This window comes from uncultured Methanobrevibacter sp., assembly GCF_902769175.1.
Taxonomy (GTDB): Archaea; Methanobacteriota; Methanobacteria; order Methanobacteriales; family Methanobacteriaceae; genus Methanobrevibacter.
In genome coordinates, this window is record NZ_CACXNW010000012.1 from 57,263 (window position 1) to 82,327 (window position 25,065).

At 28.3% G+C, this 25,065-nt stretch carries 24 protein-coding genes; 18 read left to right on the forward strand and 6 right to left on the reverse strand.

Going from position 1 to position 25,065, the window contains the following annotated elements; all coding sequences use genetic code 11:
- Positions 1–195: 195 nt before the first annotated feature.
- From pyrG to QZV12_RS05380, 9 genes are all read left to right on the forward strand, one after another.
- Entirely contained in the window at positions 196–1,818 is a 1,623-nt protein-coding gene (gene pyrG, locus QZV12_RS05340) for a glutamine hydrolyzing CTP synthase (RefSeq protein WP_295618502.1), read from the forward strand.
- Positions 1,819–2,332: 514 nt separating this feature from the next.
- On the forward strand, positions 2,333–2,911 hold the full coding sequence (locus QZV12_RS05345; protein ID WP_295618387.1) for a ribbon-helix-helix domain-containing protein: 579 nt from the start codon (positions 2,333–2,335) through the stop codon (positions 2,909–2,911).
- Positions 2,912–3,391: 480 nt separating this feature from the next.
- Positions 3,392–4,471 (forward strand): A24 family peptidase, encoded by a 1,080-nt coding sequence (locus tag QZV12_RS05350; protein WP_295618389.1) that lies wholly within the window; start codon positions 3,392–3,394, stop codon positions 4,469–4,471.
- 101 nt (positions 4,472–4,572) lie between these two features.
- Positions 4,573–4,887 (forward strand): hypothetical protein, encoded by a 315-nt coding sequence (locus QZV12_RS05355; protein ID WP_295618392.1) that lies wholly within the window; start codon positions 4,573–4,575, stop codon positions 4,885–4,887.
- On the forward strand, positions 4,880–5,026 hold the full coding sequence (locus QZV12_RS05360) for a hypothetical protein (RefSeq protein ID WP_295618395.1): 147 nt from the start codon (positions 4,880–4,882) through the stop codon (positions 5,024–5,026). Before QZV12_RS05355 ends, QZV12_RS05360 begins: the two co-directional genes overlap by 8 nt.
- A gap of 434 nt (positions 5,027–5,460) precedes the next feature.
- Positions 5,461–6,267: a hypothetical protein gene (locus QZV12_RS05365; RefSeq protein WP_295618398.1), complete on the forward strand. Its 807-nt coding sequence runs from the start codon at positions 5,461–5,463 to the stop codon at positions 6,265–6,267.
- Between the two features lie 69 nt (positions 6,268–6,336).
- Complete coding sequence (locus tag QZV12_RS05370) at positions 6,337–6,906, forward strand: zinc ribbon domain-containing protein (protein ID WP_295618401.1); 570 nt, start codon at positions 6,337–6,339, stop codon at positions 6,904–6,906.
- A gap of 232 nt (positions 6,907–7,138) precedes the next feature.
- Complete coding sequence (locus QZV12_RS05375; protein WP_295618404.1) at positions 7,139–7,822, forward strand: TIGR00289 family protein; 684 nt, start codon at positions 7,139–7,141, stop codon at positions 7,820–7,822.
- A gap of 301 nt (positions 7,823–8,123) precedes the next feature.
- Complete coding sequence (locus tag QZV12_RS05380) at positions 8,124–8,654, forward strand: hypothetical protein (RefSeq protein WP_295618407.1); 531 nt, start codon at positions 8,124–8,126, stop codon at positions 8,652–8,654.
- A gap of 240 nt (positions 8,655–8,894) precedes the next feature.
- Here QZV12_RS05380 and QZV12_RS05385 read toward each other — a convergent pair whose 3' ends face one another.
- Positions 8,895–9,380: a hypothetical protein gene (locus QZV12_RS05385; RefSeq protein ID WP_295618410.1), complete on the reverse strand. Its 486-nt coding sequence runs from the start codon at positions 9,378–9,380 to the stop codon at positions 8,895–8,897.
- A gap of 328 nt (positions 9,381–9,708) precedes the next feature.
- Between QZV12_RS05385 and QZV12_RS05390 the strand changes: the two genes are divergently transcribed.
- The gene (locus QZV12_RS05390) at positions 9,709–10,545 is read left to right on the forward strand and encodes a DUF1002 domain-containing protein (RefSeq protein ID WP_295618412.1); all 837 of its coding nucleotides are present in this window, start codon (positions 9,709–9,711) and stop codon (positions 10,543–10,545) included.
- 438 nt (positions 10,546–10,983) lie between these two features.
- Entirely contained in the window at positions 10,984–11,577 is a 594-nt protein-coding gene (locus tag QZV12_RS05395) for a thymidylate kinase (protein ID WP_295618414.1), read from the forward strand.
- A 197-nt stretch (positions 11,578–11,774) separates the two neighbouring features.
- Here the strand turns inward: QZV12_RS05395 and QZV12_RS05400 are convergent, their stop codons facing one another.
- Complete coding sequence (locus QZV12_RS05400; protein ID WP_295618417.1) at positions 11,775–12,317, reverse strand: AAA family ATPase; 543 nt, start codon at positions 12,315–12,317, stop codon at positions 11,775–11,777.
- A gap of 158 nt (positions 12,318–12,475) precedes the next feature.
- Entirely contained in the window at positions 12,476–13,222 is a 747-nt protein-coding gene (locus QZV12_RS05405) for a 4-phosphopantoate--beta-alanine ligase (protein WP_295618419.1), read from the reverse strand.
- A 142-nt stretch (positions 13,223–13,364) separates the two neighbouring features.
- On the opposite strand from QZV12_RS05405, the gene QZV12_RS05410 reads away from it, so the two are divergent.
- A complete protein-coding gene (locus QZV12_RS05410; RefSeq protein WP_295618423.1) occupies positions 13,365–13,859 on the forward strand; it encodes an SseB family protein in 495 nt (164 codons plus the stop codon).
- A 136-nt stretch (positions 13,860–13,995) separates the two neighbouring features.
- Positions 13,996–14,460 (forward strand): hypothetical protein, encoded by a 465-nt coding sequence (locus QZV12_RS05415; protein WP_295618426.1) that lies wholly within the window; start codon positions 13,996–13,998, stop codon positions 14,458–14,460.
- Between the two features lie 123 nt (positions 14,461–14,583).
- On the opposite strand, the gene uvrC is transcribed toward QZV12_RS05415, so the two are convergent.
- Positions 14,584–16,428, reverse strand: a complete 1,845-nt coding sequence (uvrC, locus tag QZV12_RS05420; protein WP_295618429.1) for an excinuclease ABC subunit UvrC — start codon at positions 16,426–16,428, stop codon at positions 14,584–14,586.
- Positions 16,429–16,814: 386 nt separating this feature from the next.
- Between uvrC and QZV12_RS05425 the strand changes: the two genes are divergently transcribed.
- Positions 16,815–17,384, forward strand: a complete 570-nt coding sequence (locus QZV12_RS05425) for a hypothetical protein (RefSeq protein ID WP_295618432.1) — start codon at positions 16,815–16,817, stop codon at positions 17,382–17,384.
- Positions 17,378–17,884, forward strand: a complete 507-nt coding sequence (locus tag QZV12_RS05430) for a hypothetical protein (protein ID WP_295618435.1) — start codon at positions 17,378–17,380, stop codon at positions 17,882–17,884. The genes QZV12_RS05425 and QZV12_RS05430 overlap by 7 nt, the downstream gene beginning before the upstream one ends.
- 272 nt (positions 17,885–18,156) lie before the next feature.
- Here QZV12_RS05430 and QZV12_RS05435 read toward each other — a convergent pair whose 3' ends face one another.
- Positions 18,157–18,990: an ion channel gene (locus tag QZV12_RS05435; protein WP_295618437.1), complete on the reverse strand. Its 834-nt coding sequence runs from the start codon at positions 18,988–18,990 to the stop codon at positions 18,157–18,159.
- A gap of 426 nt (positions 18,991–19,416) precedes the next feature.
- On the opposite strand from QZV12_RS05435, the gene QZV12_RS05440 reads away from it, so the two are divergent.
- The 3 genes from QZV12_RS05440 (at position 19,417) to QZV12_RS05450 (ending at position 22,120) form a co-directional block, all read left to right on the forward strand.
- Positions 19,417–20,514: a hypothetical protein gene (locus QZV12_RS05440; protein ID WP_295618438.1), complete on the forward strand. Its 1,098-nt coding sequence runs from the start codon at positions 19,417–19,419 to the stop codon at positions 20,512–20,514.
- A 405-nt stretch (positions 20,515–20,919) separates the two neighbouring features.
- Positions 20,920–21,276, forward strand: a complete 357-nt coding sequence (locus tag QZV12_RS05445) for a hypothetical protein (protein WP_295618441.1) — start codon at positions 20,920–20,922, stop codon at positions 21,274–21,276.
- Between the two features lie 370 nt (positions 21,277–21,646).
- Positions 21,647–22,120 carry a tetratricopeptide repeat protein gene (locus QZV12_RS05450; RefSeq protein ID WP_295618444.1) on the forward strand — a complete coding sequence of 158 codons (474 nt, stop codon included), beginning with the start codon at positions 21,647–21,649 and terminating at the stop codon, positions 22,118–22,120.
- Positions 22,121–22,350: 230 nt separating this feature from the next.
- Here QZV12_RS05450 and uvrB read toward each other — a convergent pair whose 3' ends face one another.
- The gene (gene uvrB / locus QZV12_RS05455; RefSeq protein WP_295618448.1) at positions 22,351–24,315 is read right to left on the reverse strand and encodes an excinuclease ABC subunit UvrB; all 1,965 of its coding nucleotides are present in this window, start codon (positions 24,313–24,315) and stop codon (positions 22,351–22,353) included.
- Positions 24,316–25,065: the final 750 nt, after the last annotated feature.

Below are 25,065 nucleotides of genomic sequence, written 5' to 3' on the forward strand. Positions count from 1 at the left end.
ATGAAAATTTGCTGATTTTTTTAGGAATTTTCAAATTCATCTTGGATTTTTTTTTGAAAACTTAAATTTTAAGATAAATTTTATATAATAAATTAAACTAATATTTTAATGAGTATTGTTTAATGAATTTAATATATAAAAAATTAAGTAAATTCATTTAAAAAAATCAATTTAAATTATTAGGAGTGGATTTGTCTGACTAAATATATTATAATAACTGGTGGAGTAGTTAGTTCCATTGGAAAAGGAATTACTTCTGCATCTATCGGCCGTATATTACGTTCCTACGGCTTGAAAGTTGCAGCTATTAAGATTGACCCTTATTTGAACTGGGATTCTGGTACCTTAAACCCATATCAGCATGGTGAGGTCTTTGTAACTTATGATGGTATGGAAACCGATCTAGACTTAGGTCACTATGAAAGGTTCCTAGACGTAGAGCTTCCAGGAATTTCAAATATAACCACTGGTAAAGTATATCAATCAGTTATTAGCAAGGAAAGAAAAGGCGATTTCTTAGGTGCATGTGTACAGATTATCCCTCATATCACTAATGAAATCAAGGAAATGGTACGTGAAATCTCTGCAAAAGATGATTACGACGTTGTCCTTGTTGAATTAGGAGGTACTGTAGGGGATATTGAAAGCCAACCATTCTTAGAAGCTTTAAGACAATTAAGAAATGAGGAAGGCTCTGATAATGTAATGTTTGTTCATGTAACCTTTGTTCCATATCTGCAGGCTGCTGGTGAATTCAAGACAAAACCAACTCAACACTCTACAAAAGAACTTAGAAGCATGGGTATAAACCCAACTATGATTGTTTTAAGAAGTCAAAAGCCAATTGATGATGACATCAAGAAAAAGATTGCTCACTTCTGTGATGTAGAGCCAAAAGCTGTTGTAAACACTCCTGATGCTCAATCAATCTACAAAGTTCCATTAGTATTAGACAGAGAAAACGCTGGACAATTTATTTCAGATAGAATAAACCTTGGAATTGATTTTGAAAATGACAAAAATACTCTTCATGACTGGGAAGAAATTGTAGATTCCCTTAAAATACAAGATCCAGTTGTAACCATTGGTATTGTAGGAAAATATGTAGAGCTTGAAGATGCTTATATCAGTATTAGAGAATCATTGCATCATGCTGCAGCTAAAATAGGAGCTAAGATGAATATTGAATATCTCAGCTCTGATGTTGATGTAAATAATGCAGAAGAGCTAAAGGCTTTCCAAGAAGCCCTTTCAAAGCTTGACGGTATTCTCATTCCTGGAGGATTTGGAGACCGTGGAGTTGAAGGAAAGCTTCAGGCTGTAGATTATGCAATAGAAAATGAAGTTCCTATTTTCGGTATTTGCTTAGGTATGCAATGTATGGTCATTCAGTTTGCAAGAAGAATGGGTATGGATGATGCAAACAGCAGTGAATTCAGAACAGACATTAAGTACCCAGTCATTGATATGATGGAAGAGCAAAAGAAAATCAAGAATATGGGTGGAACTATGCGTTTAGGTGCTTATGAATGTAAATTGATAGACGGCACCAAAACCAAAGATGCATATTGTGAAGACCTAATTCAAGAAAGGCATAGGCACAGATATGAATTCAATAATGAATATAGGGATGTTCTTACTGAAAACGGTCTTGTTATTGCAGGAACAACTCCTGATGATTTCTTGGTTGAAATTGTGGAATTGCCTGATCATCCTTGGTTTATTGGATGTCAATTCCATCCAGAGTTTAAATCAAGACCAAATAATGCACATCCATTATTCGCTTCATTTGTAAAGGCTTCTTTTGAAAACAAATAAACAAGTTTTCAACGACTTCAGTCGGTAGAAGCTTAAGAAAAATATTTTTATTGTAAGTTTTTATACTTACTTTTTACTTACTTTTTACTTACTTTTTTTACTTTTTACTTATTTTAATTATTTTTTAACTTCTCTTTTGTTCTATTCTTATAATTTTTATAAATTTTATTCCTATATTCCTTTTTGTTCTATTCTTATAATTTTTATAAATTTTATTCCTATATTCCTTTTTATTCTAATCTTATAATTTTTATAATTTTATTCCTATTTTCCGAGATATTTGTCTTTATTTAAGTATTTTTTAAAATATTTGTCATTCTTTTTGCTATTTTAAGATATTTGTTCTTATTTTAGCTATTTATTAAGATATTTATTTGGTGTGATTTTACACAATTGTGATTTTGTGTAATTGTGTTTTTCAGATTTTTATTTTTTTCGCATTTCAAATCATTTTATATTGAATTAAAAACTATTTAATAACATATTTTATTAAAAAAATTATTAAAGGGGTAATATGACTGAAATAAATAAAAATAATAAAGAAATTGGAAAAACAATAGCTACAAAAGTTCCAATAAATATACATAACCAATTAATCAATTTAATAGAAAGCGGCGCTTATTTAAGCATATCAGATTTTTTAAGAGAAGCGATTCGAGAGCAATTGAAAACCTATAAAATAGCTAACTTTAGGGAAATAAATTATTTTAAAGCTAAAAAGGAAGTTCTTAGCTATTTTATAAAATATAATGATTGCTATCTGGATGAAATTGCAGTTGATTTGGAGTTGGATTTTGAATTGGTCTTTAATATTATTAATGACCTGATTTTAGAAGGCCAAGTCGTTGCAATTTCAGATGATGACCTTTTTGAAGGGAGAATGATAAAGAATGAGGATTTCGATTATTCTAAAAACAGAAAAAATATTCTGAAAGTTGATGGAAAACGTATAATCATTGAATCAAGAGATAAGGATTATGAATTTATCAGCATAAGAAATAACAGCAATTATGGAACTATTTTTAAGAATAATGGATTAGTTGTTGATAATGCAACTGTAATCTTGTCTCAAAGGTATTCATTTGTAAAATGATTGCTTTTCAATCTAATTTCAATTCTATTTTTTATCTTCTTTTCCCTTTACTTTTTTTATATTTCATTAAATTTTACAGTTTGACTAAATATTCTTTTTTTATTATAAATCTTAATGAATTTGAATTTTTTTATCTAATTAAATTTTACATTTTCATTAGAATTTTTAATGGAATTTTATTTTTTTCTTTATTTAAATTTTACAGTTTCATTATAATCTAATTATTTAATCTTAATTTTTCAATATAACTAAATTTTATTATCTAATTTTAATATAACAATCATATAATGCTCCATTAGTCTTAAAAACCATTATATTTAAATATTAGAAAATTTTAATATTTAATTGTCTTAATAGAATGATTTCAACTGGTTTTATTAAGACATTCTCCATTAATATAATTCTATTTAATTAGAAGATCCCGATTCTATATTAAATTTTTAAAATAGGGTCCTAAATAGGATTATAAGTTTCTAATTAATGAATTTGCTTATTGGAGGTTTCATCTTGTATAACTACACGTTTATTAGGATTATTTTGGATTTGTTCATAAATGGCACTAACCCAGATACTTTTTTTGTCCTCGAAAAGCATTGTTTTATCGGCTCATATTTAGTAGTAAATTTATTAATAATATCCTTGTTTTTATCAATTGCCTCATATTATGATTTAAAATCTGGAATAATCCCTAATAAATTAAGCTTAACTCTATTTATCTATGGTTTAATCTTTAACTTGATTTTAGCCATTATGTTTAACAATTCATTCATTCTCATCTTTTCAATAGCCTTAACTGCTTTAGTTTCAATAATTGCATTTGTTTTATGGCATATTGGATTCTGGGGTGGAGGAGACCTTAAGCTATTCATTGGATTGTCATTGGGATTGTCCTTTTTAGACTTTAATGAATTGAATATTTACTATTTCAATGACATTAGTTATTTTGCATTAAATAATTGCTTAAATGACTTTAATTTAGCGATAATCAACCAATATGTCCTTTATCCTAAGGTTTTTTCAATACTTTTTAATGGAATTCTAATTGCTTTCATAATTATTGCATTAATGCTGATTTGCAATATTCTAATAACTAAAAGGCTAAAATACTATTCCCTTTTGTCCATTGCTGATTTCAAATCAATGTTTAATCAATTGACTACACAATCCATATCTATTGATGATTTATGTGAAGGAATGGTTTTAGATAAATATTATTTTGCTGACAAGAAAGTTTTTGACAGAATAAATATGATCAATAAGAAGACTAACGAAAACTATGGGGAAGATGATGATTTAGAAGAAAAAGTGTTAATCTGCAATTTATATGCTTATTCAGATGAGGAAATTTTCTATTTTTCCTCTTCAAATAAAATGGGATTAACTGAGTATGACATTGAATTAATAAATAAATTTTATTATGAAGGTTTAATCAAGAATCCTAATTTTAAAGTTAAAAGGGCAATCCCATTTGTTCCTTTCTTAACATTAGGATATTTCTGCTTTTTAGTCTTTGGAGATTTCATTTCAGTTATTTCAAATATTTTTAAGCTTTTTCCTTAAATGAATCTTAAAGATCATCAGCATATGAAAAATTAAATGATCTTAATTAATCATTAGTAGGAATATATCATAAAAAAGACTTATTAGATATGGTGGTTAGTATGAAAAAAACTTGTTTAGATAATAAGGGCCAATTGTCACTTGAATATATCTTAAGCTCTATGATAATAATTTTAATAATCAGCCTTATTTCAGTTCCAGTATTATTGACTACAATAGATTATTCCAATGATATTATTGATTCTATTGATTCAAAAAATGAGATGTCAAAGATTACTGAAGCCATTGATTTCTGTTATGCTTCTGGAAAAGGGTCAAAAAAGATAGTTTTGGTGGATTTTAATCAAAATGCAAATATGAAATTATATAATGATGGAAAAAAAGGGATTTGCATCAATCAATCTAAATTTGTCTGATGATTCTATGGAAATCATTGATGAATATGATTATGCAGGCTTAAATGAAAATATTCACTTAACAAAGGGTTTTAATAAAATTATGGTGGAGTGGAATGAGGATTCAAATAATATTGAAATAAGAAGAGTTTTGGATTAATTTTTCATCTCTAAAGTTTTTTTTAAAATAATAATCATTCCTATTCTAAAAGTTAATTTTATTTAAATATTCATTCCATTTTTCTTTAAGTTAATTTTATAAAATTATCATTCCCTTTTCTTTAAGTAAATTTTATAAAATTATCATTCCCTTTTCTTTAAGTTATTTTATTAAAATAATCACTGCTATGATTTTTTAGTTTTATTTCATAAAATTTATAAATTATTATTTTAAATATAATTATAGTGATAATAATTCTTAATTTTTCAAATTTTAAATTAAAATTGTTTAAAAACTTAATTAAATTTAATAATTTTATTTATTTTTATAAATTAGGGATTATTATTGATTTATAGTAATAAATAAATTTATTTTAAAGATTAAAAACTAAATAAAAATAGATTTATTGAAATTTTGTGAAAAGAGTTGATTATATGGATTTAATTACTGGAATTATATTTTTAATCCTTTTCATTATAATAATGGTATTTGCTTTCTCAATGGGGCTTTTATCTCCATATGTAGGTAGAAAGGAAATAGTGTCCATTGTTGTAATAGGATTTGTTCTTGGTGCTATTGGAGGATATTTCTTTATTTACCCTATGTATGAAGAAAGTCCTTATGTGGTTGGAAATTTCCAGGGACTGTTTTCAATGGATGATGAAGTAATTAATCTGAATATTCCATCAACTTCTAACATCACTGACATAACAAATAAGATTAAAAATCTAAAAGGAGTCCATTCTGTCACTACCAATGGATTTGAGCTGAAAACAGGATTCATTAAAAACAGTACGAAGGATGCAGTGGAGTATCATTTAAAGTCTGATTCAGAAATCGAGTCTTATAAGATCACTAACAATTCAATTTCTGTAGACTTGAAAAATGATGCAAGTTCAACAACAACATTAGGTTCACTTGTTACATGGCTATCTAATGAAGCAGGAATAGGCTCTGAATTTGCATTTGTTCATATTAAAGTTTCTGTAAATCCAAATGACCTTGTTGATGTTAGGGATTATTTAAAAGAGGAAGGCTTTACAATAATATCAATTGAAGGACCTGTTCAAAACACTATCCATTATTTGAAGGATAATTTGCTTCCTGATTATATAATTATGATTATCACGGGTATTATTGGTGTAGCTGTTACAATTGCAGGTGTTTTTGTTGAACCTTTAACAAAATTCGCCAGAAGATTTAAGAAAAAAAGTGTTAATAGACGGTCTCGAAGACGTTAATTAACTTTTTTTTATTTTTTTTTAACTTTCATTTATTGATAATTGATAAAAATTATTAAAGGGGATTAAATGACTAAATTCTGTCCGGAATGTGGTACTAAACAACGTGATGACAATACTCATTTTTGTTCAAACTGCGGTTTTGACTTTTCTCAAATAGATAATAGGAATGCAGATTCAATCATTGTGCCTATTGATTCTAATGAGGGGTCTACTGTTTCCAAGCCTAACGCTTTCGATAATTCCAGTCAAAATAATTCTTCTGTTTCTAAAGCAAATAGGCCTAATTCCCAAGCTTATTCTAATGTAAATAATCAAAACAATTCCAGTTCAACTAATAGGACTTCATATTCCAATAGCCGAAATAATGCAAATAATGGTTCTGATGGATTTCTTTCAAATTTATCCTTTAACAAATGCTTTTTAGCATTTGCAATACTTTTTATACTTCTATTTCTTATTGGATTCATAGGCAATGCAACTCAAACAGAGCCTACTTCAGACAATGGATTAACTTCATTTATGGATAGTTCAGGCAATTATGTCATGTCTTCAATTATGGAAGAGCTTAATGATAATCGCTCTAGTAATGATGATTCAATCTATAATTATTTAAGTTATGATTCTAATAGTTCATAGAAGATTTGGTTATGTCTTATTTATTTAAGTTATGATTCTAATAGTTCATAGAAGATTTGGTTATGTCTTATTTATTTAAGTTATGGTTCTAACGATTCATTAGATATTTAATTATGCTGTGAGTTATTTAATATATGATTTAACAGTAAAAATGTGATTTATTTAATTTAATTTTATTTAATTTTATAGTTTATAGAAATCAAAATGTTCTTATTATTCAATGGTGAAAAAAATGAAATCTGCAGTTTTATTTTCAGGTGGAAAAGATAGTGTAATGGCTTTGAATTATGCCATAAACAATGGGGATGATGTAAAGTATCTTCTCTCAATCAAATCTGAAAACGATGAGTCATATATGTTTCATGTTCCTAATATTCATTTGACTGATCTTATATCACAGGCTGTGGAAATTTCTCTTATTGAAGTTAAGACAGCAGGTGTAAAGGAAGAGGAATTGGAAGACTTGAAGGAAGGATTTAAGCAGTTAAAAAGTCTTGGAATTGAAGCCATTTACACTGGAGCATTGTTTTCTACTTATCAAAAGTCAAGAATAGAGAAATTGACTGATGAACTGGATATGAAAGCCATTTCACCATATTGGCATATGGATCCAAAGGAGTATATGGATTTGGTTATTGACTCTGGATTCAAGGTCATCATAAGTGGAGTGTTTGCTTATGGGATTGATGAATCATGGCTAGGCAGGCTTATTGATAAGGAAGCATTGTCAGAACTTGAAAAGATAAGTGAAAAAACTTATCTGCATCTTGCTTTTGAAGGTGGAGAAGCAGAAACATTGGTTATTGATGGTCCTATTTTTAAAAGGAGAATTGAAATTTTAGAAGCTGAAACAGATTGGCACTTGGATAATGGTACTTATACTGTTATTAATGCAAAATTAGTTGATAAGGAATAGTCTGATTGCTTTCACAATCAATTAATATTTTTTTATTTTTCTATTACTTTTTCTATTATTTTTCTATTATTATTTCTATAATTTTTTCATTTTTTAATTATTTTTCTATTGTTTTTATTTTTGCAATGATTACAACTGTTTTAATGAGGATATTGGCCAAAATTATTTGCAAAGATTTATATTCTACAATTGACATTTATTTATATAGATAATCAATTGGGGTGTTATTATTCAAATAAAAGGTTTTAGAAAAAGCATTTTAACTATTTTTATCATTTCATCTATTCTTTTATCAACAGTGATGATTATAGACTCAGTTTCAGCTGCAGACAATGCACCAAAAGGATTTGAAACTTACTATATGAGGGGATATGGATTCAATGTTCCAAGTTCATTCAAACAGGTTAATGAAGGATGGGATGAAGTTAATCATTTGAATTACATGAATTTCCAAAAGGGCAAAAAATTTGTAAACATTATCTTGGAGAGACATTCCAACAGCTTCAATAAAAATGTTATGGATGGATTCAGCTCATTTAATCTAAATGATGAAAAATTATATAAGACTTCCATCAATGGCATTACAGGATTTTATAATGAAAGAAATAAGGTTAAGACTTTTGTTTTTGCATCTGAAGACGATATGATTTATTTGCATGTAAAAGGAGTAAAGATATCTAATGTTGTCTCTTCAATAACTCAGAGAGACTATAAGCCATATCATAACAGTGAGTATGACTTTGATGATGATGCCTATTATGAATCAGACGCTTATAATGACTCTTTTGACGATTCATTTGATGATGCTTCATATTACAATTATAGGTGGTGAATAGGAATATAAATAATATTTCATATTCCATTTTCTCTTTTTTTTAGCAAAATGTCAATTATTTTAGTTCCATTTCTCTTATTTTAGAAAAATGTCAATTATTTTAGTTCTATTTTCTCTTTTTTTTAATAAAATAACAATTCATTTATTATAATTAATAAACTATCTTATATTCTATTTTATTCTTTTCCCTTTTTTCAGAATCCATTTTAACTAAATCCAGGATTAATTTATCTTTAATTAACTTTCCCACATCTTATATATTTTTCTTAAAAAATCCTCATCCAAATCAAGCTTATCGCTAATGATAGGACATTGGTAAGTTACATCATCAACATCAAAAATCAGATGCAGGTTATTGTCCTTATCCAAATGTGGGCTAACAGGGAAAGATCTACACTGGATTGGCCTTAATTTTCTATTGCAATAAGGTGGATTGGTGCATTTAATATAATATACTTCACCATCCCATGAGTCAGGGTATTCAATTTCATCAGTGGTTTCATAATACATTTCAAACCAACCTGATTCATGTTCCAGCATCTCTTCTTCTCCAGGAAGCAGATATAATACCATTTCTGAATATATGTCCTCTTTGTTTTGGCTTTCAACTGTACAGCAAATGGAATCACAAAGTTCTCCACAGTTAAACTCACCTAAAGGAGAGGCATTATTGGTCATGTTATAAATCTTCAAGTAATCTTTTTTTCTAATGGATGATTTCATTTCTTTCACATTTTGCATTGATTTAGATAATATTTATGTATCTTTTTAATAAAAACTTATTGTTTTTATAAAAGATTGACAATTGTCCTTATTTTATTTAAAAAAGCTTTTTTAAAACTATTTCTTTAAAAAATATGCACTATTATCATAACCTATTTTCCTTATTTTTTGACAAAAAACAGTCAAATGCTTATAAAACTTTCGATTATGTAAAAAATACATTACATTTATATACTAGTTTGACAAAATAAAATTTAGGAATTTATATGAGGTGATAATATGCACAAAAGAATTCTAGCTATAGGCTTAGTAAACATTGTTCATAACAATGTCTGTTCTTCCAACTTTTGCTGGAACTTCAGACCAAGTAGTAATTACCTATGGTGAAACTACATATGCAAATCAGCAATACAAATCACTTGTTGATGATTTCTTTGCTGGTAAAATTGATGTAAACTTAAATGATGTAGAATCAAAAGTGATCACTGCTGGAGATGTAAATGCAATTTCCAGTGGATTTTCAGGCAAATCATATAATTCTAATCAAATTGTTTCATGTGCTTTGCTGGATTTGAATCAAAACGGTGAAATTACTGTAGATGTGGATAATTCAATCACTACAATCACTCCTAAAATGTATATGTCTGCTCTTAAGACTGCAGGTATTCAAGGAGGACATGTCTATGTAACAAGCCCAGTTAGCGCTACAGGGGAATCTGCCCTTGCAGGAATTATGGATTGTTATGAATTGGCAACTGATGTAGAAATTCCAGAAAACGTTAAGGAAGCTGCAAATCAGGAAATCTCCACTGAAGCTGAAATCCTAAACAATTCCAATGTCAGTGCTGATGACTTGTCTAATTTAGTAGACGATGTTAAGGAAAAGGTTAATGATGAAAAAATTACAGATCATGCACAGATTGTAAACATTATCAATGATTACAGCACAAATTACAATATCAATATTTCAGATAGCGATATTGAAAACCTTGCAGAAACAATACAACAAATCCAAATGGCTCAAGATGATGCAAATGCTTACAAAGATCAAATCAGCGACTTTGTAGACAGTTCAGTTTCAAACATCAGCAACGGGTCCGATTTAGGATTTTCATTAGATGGACTGTTTAATACCTTATTCAGTATTTTTAACGGTCAACATTAAAATTTAAACTTTTAGAATATTCTCTCAAACTTTTTGAAAAAGTTTGATCAAAACCTTTTTCACATTTTAGAAAGTTTAATAAAAAGGTTATAACTTTTGAAAAAAGTTTGATTAAAATTTTTTTCTTTTTCTATACTTTTCTTAAATATTTAATTTTTTCCATTTTTTATAAATTGTTTAAATGATTGTATATTTGGTCTTTTTAAGCTTGATTTTATCTATTTATGATATAAATTTATAAAACTTTATAATATATTATCAATAAATAGTTAATTAGGTTATTATTCCGATTTATGGATGATTTTTGATTGAAAATATGGATTGGAAACATAATCAATTTAATTAACTTTATGATTAATTATTTTAATATTTATAAATATTCAATGTATTTTAATCAATTACAATTTTATTTATTTTAATTGTCTGAGAGATGTTACAATGAAGAGGTTTATTGCTATAGATGGACTTGATGGTTCTGGTAAAGATACACAAGCTAGACTTATCAAGGAAAAATATGAAAAGGAAGGAACCGTCATTATTCGTTCACATCCTACATCAGACAACTTTTTTGGACGCAAGTCAAAATCTGCATTGCAAAGCAAGAAGTCAAAATTGAATAAGATTATTGCAACCTTATGCTATGGTGCAGATGCAATCAGATCTGTTATAAAATATTATGGAAAGGCAGATACAGTTATTTTTGTAAGGTATACATTAGCTGTTTCCTATTTGAAAAAGTCTATTTCTGTTCCAGTTTATAAGCTTGTATGCTTTGCACTTCCTGTTTCTGAATATTTCTTCTATTTGGATGTTTCTCCTGAAATATTGATGGAACGTGTAGAAAAAAGAAATGATAAGGAAGAGGTATTTGAAAATTACGAAGATTTCGTTAAGGTAAGAGCTAAAGCAGAACCTGTTTTGTATAATTGGCATGTCATTCCTGCCAACGATTCACCTGAAGAGATCTTTGGCAGAATTGAAGTTATTTTAGATGAATTGGATGAAAAATTATTAAATGAGCCTAAGAAGTAAAAATAATTATTTAACTCTTTTTTTTAATTAAAAATAAAAATAAAAACCAAAATTTATTATTCGGCTTTTGATGGTTTAAAATTGCAAATATTAAATTAATATCATATTTAAAATAAGTTTTAAGTTCTTAAAAATCGAATTTATGTAAATAGAATAAAAAAAATAGAAATAAAAATAAAAAAAGTAATAAAAATGGATTAATCCATTTCTTTTTCTACAAATTCAGCAACTTTTTGCTTGAACTCTTCAAGAGAACATTCATTTTCAATTAGGTAATCTGTAGTTGAAACTACATTTCCTATTCCAAAACCTAATTCCCTATTCTCTCTAACCATGAATTCATCAAAATCAGTTGTATCGTCTTCTCTTCCCCTTAAGGAAATTCTTTCAAATCTGGTTTGAGGGCTAGCATAAATTGAAACAGAGATGAAATTTTCAAAGCTTTCCTTAAACAATTCAATTTCATATGGACTTCTTATTCCATCTACTAAAATGGTTTTTATATCTCCTTCCTTTTCTAAAAGTTCCTTTATTTTTTGAACTGTTAATTCAGCTACAATATATTGTCCAAATTCTTCTCTTAAGGTTCTAGCAGTAGTGCCTGTATCTTCTCCTCTTTCTGCAGCTTTTTCTCTAATTATATCGCCCATGCTAACTACTAATGCACCTTTTTCCTTCGCAGTATCGAAAAATATGCTTTTTCCAGAACCTTGTAATCCTGTCACTCCTATTACTTTCATTATAATCCCATTTAAAATATATTTTGTTAGTTTTTTTTTGATTTATTAAATTTTTTAAGATTAAAATAATATTTATATTTTTAATTATTATTAAATATATCTTTTAAACCCATAAAATAAGAATAATTAAAAAAATTAAATTAAATAAAAATAATTTATTATTTTAATTTAATCGCTGCTAAAGAATCTTTAAGATTTTGTTCATTAGAGAAATTATTAACTATATTTTCTAAAAATTCCCTATCATCTGCTTTTCCAGACTCTTTGAATTCCTTAGCTATTTTAGTCATCAATGGCACAGCTCTTACAATATTGTCTACAATGGTTATGGTAGACATTTTAGCTGTTCTTGATACTGGATTCAAGTCAATTGCTATGATCTTCTTGCCGTTTTGAACTAAAACTTCTGCTCTATCTCCGTCTTCAAGAGGAACAAGCATAACATCTGCAATATAACTTCCTTCCTTACTTGCTGTGGCTCTTGGGCTATTGAGGTTGTCAATATAGGCTAATTCTTCATCATTTGTACCTAAAATGTCATCCCAACCTCTTTCCTTAAACATTCTTGTAATGATTTCCACTCTTTCTGGAGTCCTATAGAAAAGGTTTATTTCAATTTTGGAATCTGTTGCCTTTGCAAGTTCGATTATTTCATCAATTGCAAGTGCTGTTGTATTTCCATTAACTGACAATACTGGATTTTCAGCAAGCAATATTGTTGCAACAGCAGCTTCACATGCTTTTTTGGCAGTTTCTGTAGTTTTCTCTCCAATCAAATAGTCAAAGGTTTCTCCTCTTCCATGGGCAATCATGCCGGAATCTGCCAAGTATCCTTCCTTAAATGCGTTCTTTACTTTGTCTCTCAATAATAATGATTCATAACGTGGATGAGTTTTTGGTATCATGCTATATATTATATTTAAATGGATTAATAAAATTATAGTTAATTTGAATCTAAAATATATTGAATTAATCATTGTATTGTATTTATATGAGAAATTATATACTATTAAATAATTCAAAAAATTATTCTAAGGAGAATTATGTATGGATGAAAGAATTGAAAATCCAGAATTAAAAGAAATCATGAAAACTAAACCTGAAGAAATGAATGAAGAACAATTAGAAGCATTTGTAGATGCTTTTATGGAAGCTACTTTCATTATTCCTGCTGAATTAAATTCAGATGCTGAAGCTCTTGAAGGAAAAACCGATGAGGAAATAGCTTTAGATGAAGAGATTGACCTTGAAATCATGAAACTTGAGGACGAAGATGGGGGCATCCTATTCCCTATTTATACAGATGATGATGAAATTGAAAAACTAAATGATGAAGAGGACTTTGATGTATACGGTTTAGTTATTTCTTCTGAAGACCTGGCTAGTTTCCTCCATGAAATCATTGATGATGATTTTGATGCAGTTGTCATTAATCCATTCCATGAAAATGCTGTAGAGATTCCTATTAAATCTATTTTAGAGCTATTTGATGTGGAAACATGTGATGATCCTAACTGTACTGATCCAAGTCACAATCATTAAATGAAAATTAATTAAAATTTATTAATCTTTCATTTTTTTTATTTATTTTTTTAATTTTAATTTTCAGTTATTATTTTAACTATTTTTTAAAAAAAGAATAATTGCTATTTTTATCATGCTGAAGAAGGTTAAACTAATGTTTAGCAGACTAAGAAGAAAAAACAATGATTTGATGGTTAAGAAACCTAGTGAAGAAGTTTTAAAAGCCCATAATGAAGCAGAAATCATTATTAAGGAAAATAATGTAGACAGATTCCTTCTGAATATGTTTATGGACAAAAAGGGAATCAATCATTTCAATACAATCCCTAAACTTGTAAATGAGTTCCTGAATTCCGATTGGTTTTTAAACATGGATTTAAAATGCCTTCTTCAAATAAATGATGAATCAAAAAGGCTTCGCACATATGCCTTTCTTACTAAAAAAGAGTTGATTTTTAAGGAAAAAGCAGATATTATCATCAATTTGGAGGATATAATCGATTGCAGGATTGATGGAAAGAAAGTTGATATTATCTGTGATGAAGTGGCTTATAAAGTTATGTTCACTAATAAGAACTTAGCTAATCTCTTTTTTGATTATTTAAACAATGTTAAATAGCTAAAAAAGTTAAATAAATTGAAAATGAGTTTAAATTATTGCACTGGTTAAAAAAATCAAACAAAAAAATATTCTAATTTTAATTTATTTTAAAAAAAGAGTAATAAATAGAAAATAACGTTTCTATTCATTATCCCCATTATGGAAGTAATTATAAACATTGGTAGATACCTTTTCGTTCATTCCCTTAACTTCCCTGATCTCATCGACACTTGCCTTTTTAATTGATTCTATATCTCCAAAGTGTTTTAAAAGCTCTATTTTTCTCTTTTGACCTATACCTTCAATGCTATCCAATGGAGATTCTTCAATTTTTTTAGACCTTAATTTTCTATGATATGTAACAGCAAACCTGTGGGATTCGTCTCTGACTTGCTGTAGGAGATGAAGTGCCTCATTGTTTTGAGGAATCCTTATTGGGAAACTGCTGTTTGGAATATAGATTTCCTCAAATTCCTTAGCAAGTCCGATAATAGGTATATGTGTAAGCTTATACTCTTTCAAAACATCTACAGCCATACCTAATTGTCCTTTTCCACCATCGATAACGATAAGATTAGGCTCTTCACCTAATTTTAATGGCTCGACTATTTCATTTGCAGCCTCATTGTTTTTTATATGCTCATCATTAATCCTTATCTTGTCATAATGTTCCTTAAGAGGCTTGAGACGTCTCTCTAATAGTTCCTTCATCATTGCAAAGTCGTTAGGTCCTGGAGTGTTCATCCTAAACTTCTTGTATTGCTTCTTGTTAGGCTTTCCATCCAAGAATGAAACCTTTGATCCAACTGCCAGTTTTCCTGAAATGTTTGAAATGTCGTATCCTTCAATGACTCTTGGCAGCTTTTCAAGCTTAAGGTACTTTTTAAGTTCAATCATTGAGTTTTCCATCTTTTGTTTTTGATTTTTGATGATGTCTGCATTTTTTCCAGCCATTCTAACAAGCCTTAGCTTGTTTCCCTTTTGAGGAACTTTGATTGATACCTTGTTTCCTCTTAAATCTCCTAACCATTCCTCAATTAGTTTAGCATCCGGAATCTCCTCTTCAATCAATATCTCTTTTGGGATATGTCTATTGATTCCATAGAATTGCTTTATGAATGCAGAAATGACTTCATCAGAAGTTGTATGCTGTGAACCATCCATCAGGAAGTCATCCTTTCCAATAATCTTTCCGTTTCTAATGTTCATAACCACTACAACAGCATTTTGAGTGGTGTATACTATTGCAATTATGTCTTGGTCAAGCTCATTGTTAAGCTCAACAAACTGCTTTTTCATAACTTCATCAATGGAATTGATCTGGTCTCTAATGACTGCTGCCTTTTCAAATTCCTGTTTTGAAGCGGCATCTTTCATTTCAACTTCCAAGTCCCTTATGATTTTATTGTATTTTCCTTGGAAGAAAAGGTCTATTTTTTTGATGTGTTCCTGATACTCTTCCTTGGAGATATTATCACTGCAAGGAGCATAGCAAATGTCAATCTGACTGTTTAGGCATGGTCCATCCATTCTCTTGCAGGTTCTTATCCTGAATAGCTGCTTTAGGAACTTAACGATTTGGCGCACTGCAGTCACATCTGTAAATGGGCCATAGTATGTACCGTTTTTACCTATATCCCTTGTAATGACTATCTTAGGATAATCCTCTTCAGTTATTTTAACATAAGGGTATCTCTTGTCATCCTTTAGGTTGATGTTATACCTTGGCTTATGCTTTTTGATTAGGTTAGCTTCAAGAATAAGAGCCTCTTTTTCAGTATTGGTTACAATGTATTCGAGGCTGTTGAAATGACTCATCAATACCTGAGTCTTAGGCCTATCAAGGTTTTTTTGAAAATAGGACCTCACTCTGTTTCTAAGAGATTTGGATTTTCCTACATAGATGATTTCCTCATTCTTATCCTTCATTATGTAAATTCCTGGCTTTTGAGGAAGTTCATCTGGTGAGTTTACTTTAGTTGACATGATTTTACCTTGATATTTTATGATTTTTATTAATTATATATCATTCTTAACTTATTTGATTTTATTTAATATTATTTTGATTATTCTTAACTTATAATGATTTTTATTTTATATAAATCTTTTTGATTTATAGAGTTAGAAAAAATCATAAGATTTTAACTCTTTATTTTAATGAATGGAGAAATCATTAGAATATAAATGTTTTTTTTTTTTTGGTGTGGGAAATAATTGATTATAGATGTTTTTTTTTTTAAGAAGTGGTGAAAATCATAAAATATGAATTTTTTGATAATCAATGAGAATAAAATCATAAAAAATTTTATAGATTGAAATACAAATTATTATTTAGACTTTTTTATTTTAAAAAAAAACATGGGGGAATTTATATGGCAAATTCAATATTCAGTAAAATAGTAAAGTCCTTATGGATTTTGGTTTCATTTATTCCATGTATAAATGGATTAGGCTTTGCCTATATCGGAGCAAAGGAATTCAATAACAGTTGGATTAAGGAAGGTTTAATCTATGAGGCTCCTTGGTTTTTAATGTTCTTAGTTTTAGATCATGATTCTGCTACAATGTTTGCAGGACTTGGATTATTAATGCAGGTAGTGTCCATTTTAAGATCATTTATTGTTTATTCCCAAAATAAGGATGTTTTGATTGATGATGATGACGAAAGCAGAGTTGATGTTGAAAAATCCGTCAATTCTTTATGGATTATATTATCATTCATTCCATATTTAAGCGGTTTGGGAATAATCTATATGGGATATAAGAGAAAGGTTCAAAATTGGTTTTTCATAGGGATGTTCTTTGAATTCCTATGGGCATTAGTATTCCTTGTAATAGGATTAGGTGGCAACACAACATTCTTTGTATCTTTAGGCATGATAGGATTGATATTAGGCATTGTACTATCATTTAAAATCTACTTTGAAGATGAAAAATGGTAACTGACAGCTATTCTACATTGAATACTATTACCGAAATTCCAAAGCCTATTGAAAGCCCTAAAATTGAAGAATCTATTGTTGATAATGCTGGTGCTGAAATAATACCTGAATTCCAGTCTTACAATACTCAAATAAATGATTTGAAGAAAGAATTTGATCAAAAGGAAGATAATCTCATTGGCTTAATCAATAAAAGGTTTAATCCTGAAGAATTGACCTATGATATGTTTATATCAGTTATAAAAAATTGCCGTAAGCTATTTGACCATCAAGCAAATTCAGCTTTAATCATAATTCATTTAGCCCCTGAATATAGTGAAAGGTTAGATGAAAGTGTTAAAGATAAAATCAGTACATTGGAAGGGATTATTAAGGAAATGAATAATCTTATTGAAGAGTTTATTATCCATGATGGTTCTGATGAACAATCTAAAGAGGATTTAAATGAATTGTTCTCTAATATGGATAGTTTAATAAATTCTGTAAAGGATTATAAATAATTTATTCTAATTTAAATGATTTTAAATAATTTATTCTAATTTAAATGATTTTAAATAATTATTCTTATTTAATTGATTGATAAGTTATTTAAAAGATGATAAATAATTTATTCTAATTTAAATGTTCGATAAGTTATTTAAAGGATTATAAGTAATTTAATCAACAAAATATAAAAAGGAATTAAATAAATTGAAATTAATTAATTCCTTAACTTTTTTTATAATTATTATTTTAAGTTATTTGATTCATTAGACTTTTTTTTTAAAAACAGCTATTTATTCAAATTCTCATTTAAAGTTCTAATTTCCTCTTTCAATTCCTTATTCAATTCTTTAGACTCTTTCAATTCTTCTTTTATTTCATTCAATTCTTTTTTAAGAGACTCTACATCATTGTCTATTTTATCCACTTTTTCATGTACTTCATTAAGGTTTTTCTTATTGGAGCTTAAGTCATCCTTTAATAGTTCAATGTTCTCATCGTTTTCAGTGATATTGAAATCATCATTTACAAATGCTCTTCTTGCAAAATAAGTTGCCATTGCCCCTGTAACTGTACTGAATATCAATACGCCAATGATTAGGATGATTAATCCGATAATCCTTCCAACACCGGATTGAGGCAAAATGTCACCATATCCTACTGTTGTAATTGTTGAGAGAACAAACCATAAGCTGTCAAATAAGTTGTTTATGCTTGGATCAAAAAGATATAATCCAAGTGTAGAAGCAAGCACAACAAGGAGAGCTACACCTAAGATTTCATCTAAATGTGTCTTTTTCAGGAAAAAGTCAATGGTTTCAAAGAATTGTGAAAAGAGAGCAATTACCTTAATGAACTTCAATACTTTAAGAAGTCTGATGAAACGTGCGTAATTAATTACAAATGGCAGTATAAGCAAATCAAATGGTATTGCAGCAATCAGTTCAGTCCAATTCTTTAAAAAGAATAGTTTCTTGTTATCAGAACTCATTAGTCTTGTAAAGAATTCAAAAAACAGTATTATACATAAAACGGTGTCAAAGGCAACGATTCCATAGTAAATGTCTTGAGGAACATTGGAAATCAATGTTAATGTAATCAGAATCAAATCGATTATAATCATATGGATAAAAACATATTAAACTTATTATTTAGACTAATGCTCATAATTGCCTCTTTCACTGCTTTTTTTAAAAATAATTTTGAATTTTGACATATATTTTATTTAAATTTTTAAAAAATTCAATAATTATTTTATTATTTGTTCTTTAAATAATTAATTTTATCTCTATTAAATTGTATACATTTTTTAATTTTGGAATCATCATTAAAAAAGTAATAACTTTTCATCAAAAATCGATGGTTTATTAATAAGAAAATCCCTTTTTTCATAAAAAAGTATACATTTTTAAAAAATAAATACAAAACCTTATATGCTACAAATATTAAAGTAACTTTAGGAAATAATAATATCCTAACAAATACATTAAAATATTATAGTTATAGAAATTTAAGAAATTTTGATTAAAATAGTAAGAAGGTGGGTGTTATGGCTCGAACTATTTTACAAAAAATTACAAGCTCTTTATGGGTTTTGGTTTCATTCCTTCCATTATTCAATGGATTGGGATTTGTTTATATTGGGAATAAATACGCTAATTCCAAGTGGTTTGCAGAGGGCATATTGTATGAACTGCCTTTGATTCTCGGTGTGATTACAATACCTAACATTGCACTTGCAACAGGATTTTTCACACTTGGCTTTTTAACATCAATTGTTTGTATTATTCGCAGTATTATGGTTGATTTCACTCTTCAAAAGCAATTGGATCAATCTAATCTTCCAGATAAATCCTTTGAAAATAAGGTGAATGACTTTATCTCTTCCTTATGGGTTTTTGCTTCATTCATTCCATTCTTCAATGGTGCTGGATTGATGTATAAGGGAAAATCCATTCCTAAGAAATCTTTATTTGTTGAAGGAATTGTCTATGAACTTCCATGGATAATTGGATTGATAGGCATTGGTTTCCAACCTGTAAGATTCGTTGCATTTGAAGTGGCATTTGTGTTCTATTTCATATCCATTATCAGATCAATCATGGTTGCTACAGAACCAAAACCATTGCATGCAAAAAGGGATTCATTTGCTCAGGATGCTAAATTCAAAGAGAAAAAAGAGCAAAAAGTTGAAGTTAAAAAAGAAAGGGAAGAAAAAGGCACTGTCAATGTACAGGAAGGAGTCGTTCCAGCATTTAAATTCTATGAGAAAAAATTCAATGAATTAGCTGAAATCTATCCAGCAAAAGAGAAAAATGCTATGGAATTAATCGAAAAACGTTTTGCTCCTCCTCAATTGACTTATACAAGATTTAAGCAAGTTGTGGATGATTCACATGAAACCTTTTACAGCCAATTGGATGCTGGTAGAAAGATCCTTGACTTAAGTACTGAATACAGCACAAAAGTTGAAGATGAACTTAAAAATAAGGTTCTTGTATTGAATTCAATTATTCAAGGGTTGGATAAACTCTCTGAAGAATTGGTTTTAAACATTTCAAAAGTTGAATCAGAATCAGATACTGAATTGGAAAACCTATTTGAAGACTTTTCAAGAGTTACCAGTTCTGTAAAAGCTTATGAATAAATAATTATTTTTAATTATTTTATTCATTTTTTAAATAAAGAATAAATTTTTTATTTTTTTATTTTTATATTTTTTATATCCTATTTTTTTATTATTTTAGTATTTTTACATATTTTTTATATTTTAACCTATTTTTACTTATTTTTACCTATTTTAACATATTTTTACCTATTTTTACCTATTTTTACTTATTTTTACTTATTTTTACTTATTTTTACTTATTTTTACTTATTTTTACTTATTTTTACCTATTTTTACTTATTTTTACCTATTTTTACTTGTGCTATCCTTTTTATGATTTTAAATATTTTTAGCTAATTTAAATTTTCACTTTAATTTAATCAAATACTAAAATATATTAAATATTGAAAATAAATATTCTATTGAACTAATTTGAGTGATAATATGACTATGAAAACCGGGAGCAATTTAAAGTTTAATGATGAATATGAATATTATACTTTTGATTTGGATCAGGAATTTCTATTAGGTGAATTGCAAGGAGAAGAAATAAGGGATAAAATGATTTCTGCTCAAGAGATATTGGACAATCATTTAGAAAATAATTATGAACCAGGGGATGAAATACAAATTGAAAATCCTTTTGAAGACCCAATTCTTAGAAAATTCATTAAAGTAAATGATGTAACTGATGAAATGATTGATATAATCTATTATCAGCATCAAATCAATAAGGAAGTTTATAAATTCGTTACAATGACTGAACCTCCTGTAAGAGGTCGTATTTTAATTCCAAAATAATTGATTTTTCATTATTTGGATACTCCTAATGATTATTTCATTTGATACTCTTAATTGATTCTTTAATTTTTTTTCAATCTTTTAAATTTTTTCTTTAATTTTTTTCTTTAATTTTTTTCTTTAATTTTTTTCTTTAATTTTTTTCTTTAATTTTTTTCAATTTATTATTTTAAACATTTTTCAAGGATTTCTAGTTTTCTCTTTTTTAATATATCATTAATTTTAATTGAAAGTTTATTTTGAGTAATTGTTCATAAAATAAATATTCCGATATAATGATAAATTTTATTAACACGTGTTAACATAATTAATTATAGAAAAATATCTTAAGATTATATTTTTATTTATAATTCTTATTCCAGGTGATTCTATGAAATTCGAGGAATTGATGGAGAAAGGAAATCAATTAAGAAAAGAAAACAAGTATGAAGAAGCTTTAGATGCATACCAAGCTGCACTTAAGTTTGACAGTAGACGTACTGAAGCTTGGAATATGAAAGCAAGTACTTTAGGTCTTTTAAATGAGACCGACAAAGCAATCGAATGCTTTGACAAATCATTGGAGATTGAATGGGAAAATGATCAGACTTGGTTTTTAAAGGGAATGACCCTATTTGCTGTAAATCGTTTTAATGAAGCAGACTCATCATTTGATAGGGCAATCAATTTAGACCCTCACAATCCTACCTATTGGAAATATGAGGGAATGGTCTTAAGTCAATTGAATCACAATGCAGACGCCTTAAAATGCTTAGACAATGCATTGGAATTAAATCCAGATGACGAATCCATCCTTGTATTTAGGCATACTGTTGTAGAAGCTATAGAAAAAGAAGAAATGTAATTTTAAAATTATTGGCTTTTGCAATATGAAAAAATAAGTAATTAAGTCGTACGATTTAATCGTACAACTCTTTTTTTATTAATTTTTAGTTTTTATTAAATCTATTTTAACTATTTTTAAGTATTTATTACTTTTTTCGCTATTTTCAACTTAAAAACAATTAAATATTTAACTATTTTTAAGTAATTTAAACTTTTTTTATAATCTTAAAAACAATTAATATTCTGATTTTAATCAACCCTCTTTATGCTTTTTAAGGCAACTATTTGATCTCTTAAAACTGCTGCTCTTTCAAAGTCCAAGTCGTTGGCAGCCTCTTTCATTTCTGCCTCCAAGTCTTTAATCAACAATTTAAGTTCATCCTTAGGCATTCCTTTAAGGTCGTCTCTTGAAGGAGTCCTTTTAGCAGATGCCTTTTTCTCCTTAAGGGTTCTTGAAGTGGATTGAGGAGTGATGTTGTACTTTTCATTGTATGCCATCTGAAGCTTTCTTCTTTTGTTTGTAATGTCAACAGCATTTCTAACGGAATCTGTCATGTCATCAACATACATAAGCACTTCACCTTCAACGTTCCTTGCAGCTCTTCCTATTGTCTGAATGAGAGAGGTTTCAGATCTTAGGAATCCTTCCTTATCTGCATCCAATATGGCAACAAGTCCCACTTCAGGCAGGTCAAGACCTTCCCTTAAGAGGTTTACTCCTACAAGAACGTCAAACTCTCCACGCCTTAAGTCATCAATGATCTCCACCCTCTCTAATGTATCAATCTCTGAGTGGAGATACCTTACCTTGATTCCTATCTTAGCATAATAGTCAGTCAGGTCTTCAGCCATTCTTTTGGTAAGTGTTGTAACAAGAATCCTTTGGTCATTAGCCACCTTCTTTCGCACTTCACCGAGAAGGTCTTCAACTTGTCCTTGAACTGGTCTGATTGTGATTTTAGGGTCAACAAGTCCTGTTGGCCTAATGATCTGCTCAACTACATTTTGGCTTCTTGACATTTCATATGGTCCTGGAGTAGCTGAAACATAAAGAACCTGATTTTGAGAAGCTTCGAACTCATCAAATCTCAATGGTCTGTTTTCCTTTGCAGAAGGCAATCTGAAACCATATTCTACAAGAGTTTCCTTTCTTGCCCTGTCCCCATTGTACATTCCTCTGATTTGGGGAACTGTTACGTGGGATTCATCAATGATAGTCAAATAGTCATCTGGGAAATACTTAAGCAATGAATATGGCATGTCTCCCCAGTTTCTTCCAGACAAGTGCATGGAATAGTTTTCGATTCCCGGACAATAGCCCATTTCCTGGAGCATCTCTATATCAAAACGGGTTCTTTGCTCTAATCTTTGAGCTTCAACATATTTTCCATTGAGATTCAACTCTCTAAGCCTTGATTCAAGTTCATCATTAATGTCCTTTAATGCTTGATCCATTCTGTCAGCACCTACAACGAAGTGCTTTGCTGGAAATATCATGTATCTTAGAAGAGACTCTTCCTTGACACCGGTTACAGGATTGATTAAGCCAATTGCATCAATCTCATCACCAAACAATTCGATTCTGATTGGAGGAGTTCCATGAACCGGATTGATTTCAATAACATCTCCCCTAACTCTGAATTGACCCCTTTCAAAGGCAATGTCATTCCTTTCATACTGCATGAAAATAAGCTTTCTAAGTATGTCGGAACGGTCATAAATGTCACCTACAGCTATGGAAAATGCGAATTCACCATAATCTTCAGGTGAACCTATACCATATATGCAGCTTACGCTGCTAACTACAATCACATCATCCCGAGACAAAAGTGATTGTGTGGCAGAGTGCCTCATTATGTCTATCTCTTCATTGATTGACGCTTCCTTGTCAATGAATGTGTCAGTTCTTGGCACATAAGCTTCAGGCTGGTAGTAATCATAATAGCTGACAAAGTATTCAACTGCATTGTCAGGGAAAAAGACCTTGAATTCTTCATATAACTGTGCAGCTAATGTCTTGTTATGTGATATGATAAGTGTTGGCTTTTGCACATTTTCTATAATGTTAGCCATTGTATATGTTTTTCCAGAACCTGTAACACCTAATAGTGTTTGCTCACGCAATCCTTTTTTTATTCCTTCAGATAAGGATTCAATCGCTTGTGGTTGGTCACCAAGTGGCTTATATGGAGATTTCAGTTTAAATTCTTTCAATTTATCACCAAATTTTTGATGGTTTTTATTTTCAATTAGATTAGTATTATATATTTTAGTATTGTTTCTTATTAATTTTATCTATATTTTAAATGAATTTATTTTATTATTTTTGTGAATTTTATTATTTTTGAATAATGATTTTAATTTTTAGATTTTATTGTTTTTTCTTAATTTTATTGATTTTGAATAATGATTTTAATTTATGGATTTTATTGTTTTTTCTTAATTTTATTGATTTTGAATATTCATTTTAATTTAGGGATTTTATTGTTTTTTCTTAATTTTATTGATTTTGAATATTCATTTTAATTTATAGATTTTAATTATTTATTGTTTAATTTATCAATTTTTAAAAAATGATTTAATTAACTTTATTTTAATTTTTAAAGAAAATATGGCTTTATTTTTAATTATTGCTCTTTATTATTTAATATTTTTAAGATTATTAATAATTATAATTCTTAAATTTAGTTTTATTATCTTATTTTCATTTATTAGATTTTTTATCATGAATATATTTAATAAACCTTTTAATATTGCTTCAATCTAATATTTTAAGGCCATATAGTGATTTTTTTCTATTTATTTTAAACTTATCTTGATGGAAAATGGATATTTGTCCATAATATTTGCTCTTATCCATTGAATTTTAAAATCATAAAGCAAAAAGGATATATATAATAAAAAATTATATAATATAATATAATATTAAGTGAACTATTTTTATATATTAAAAATCGGGATTAA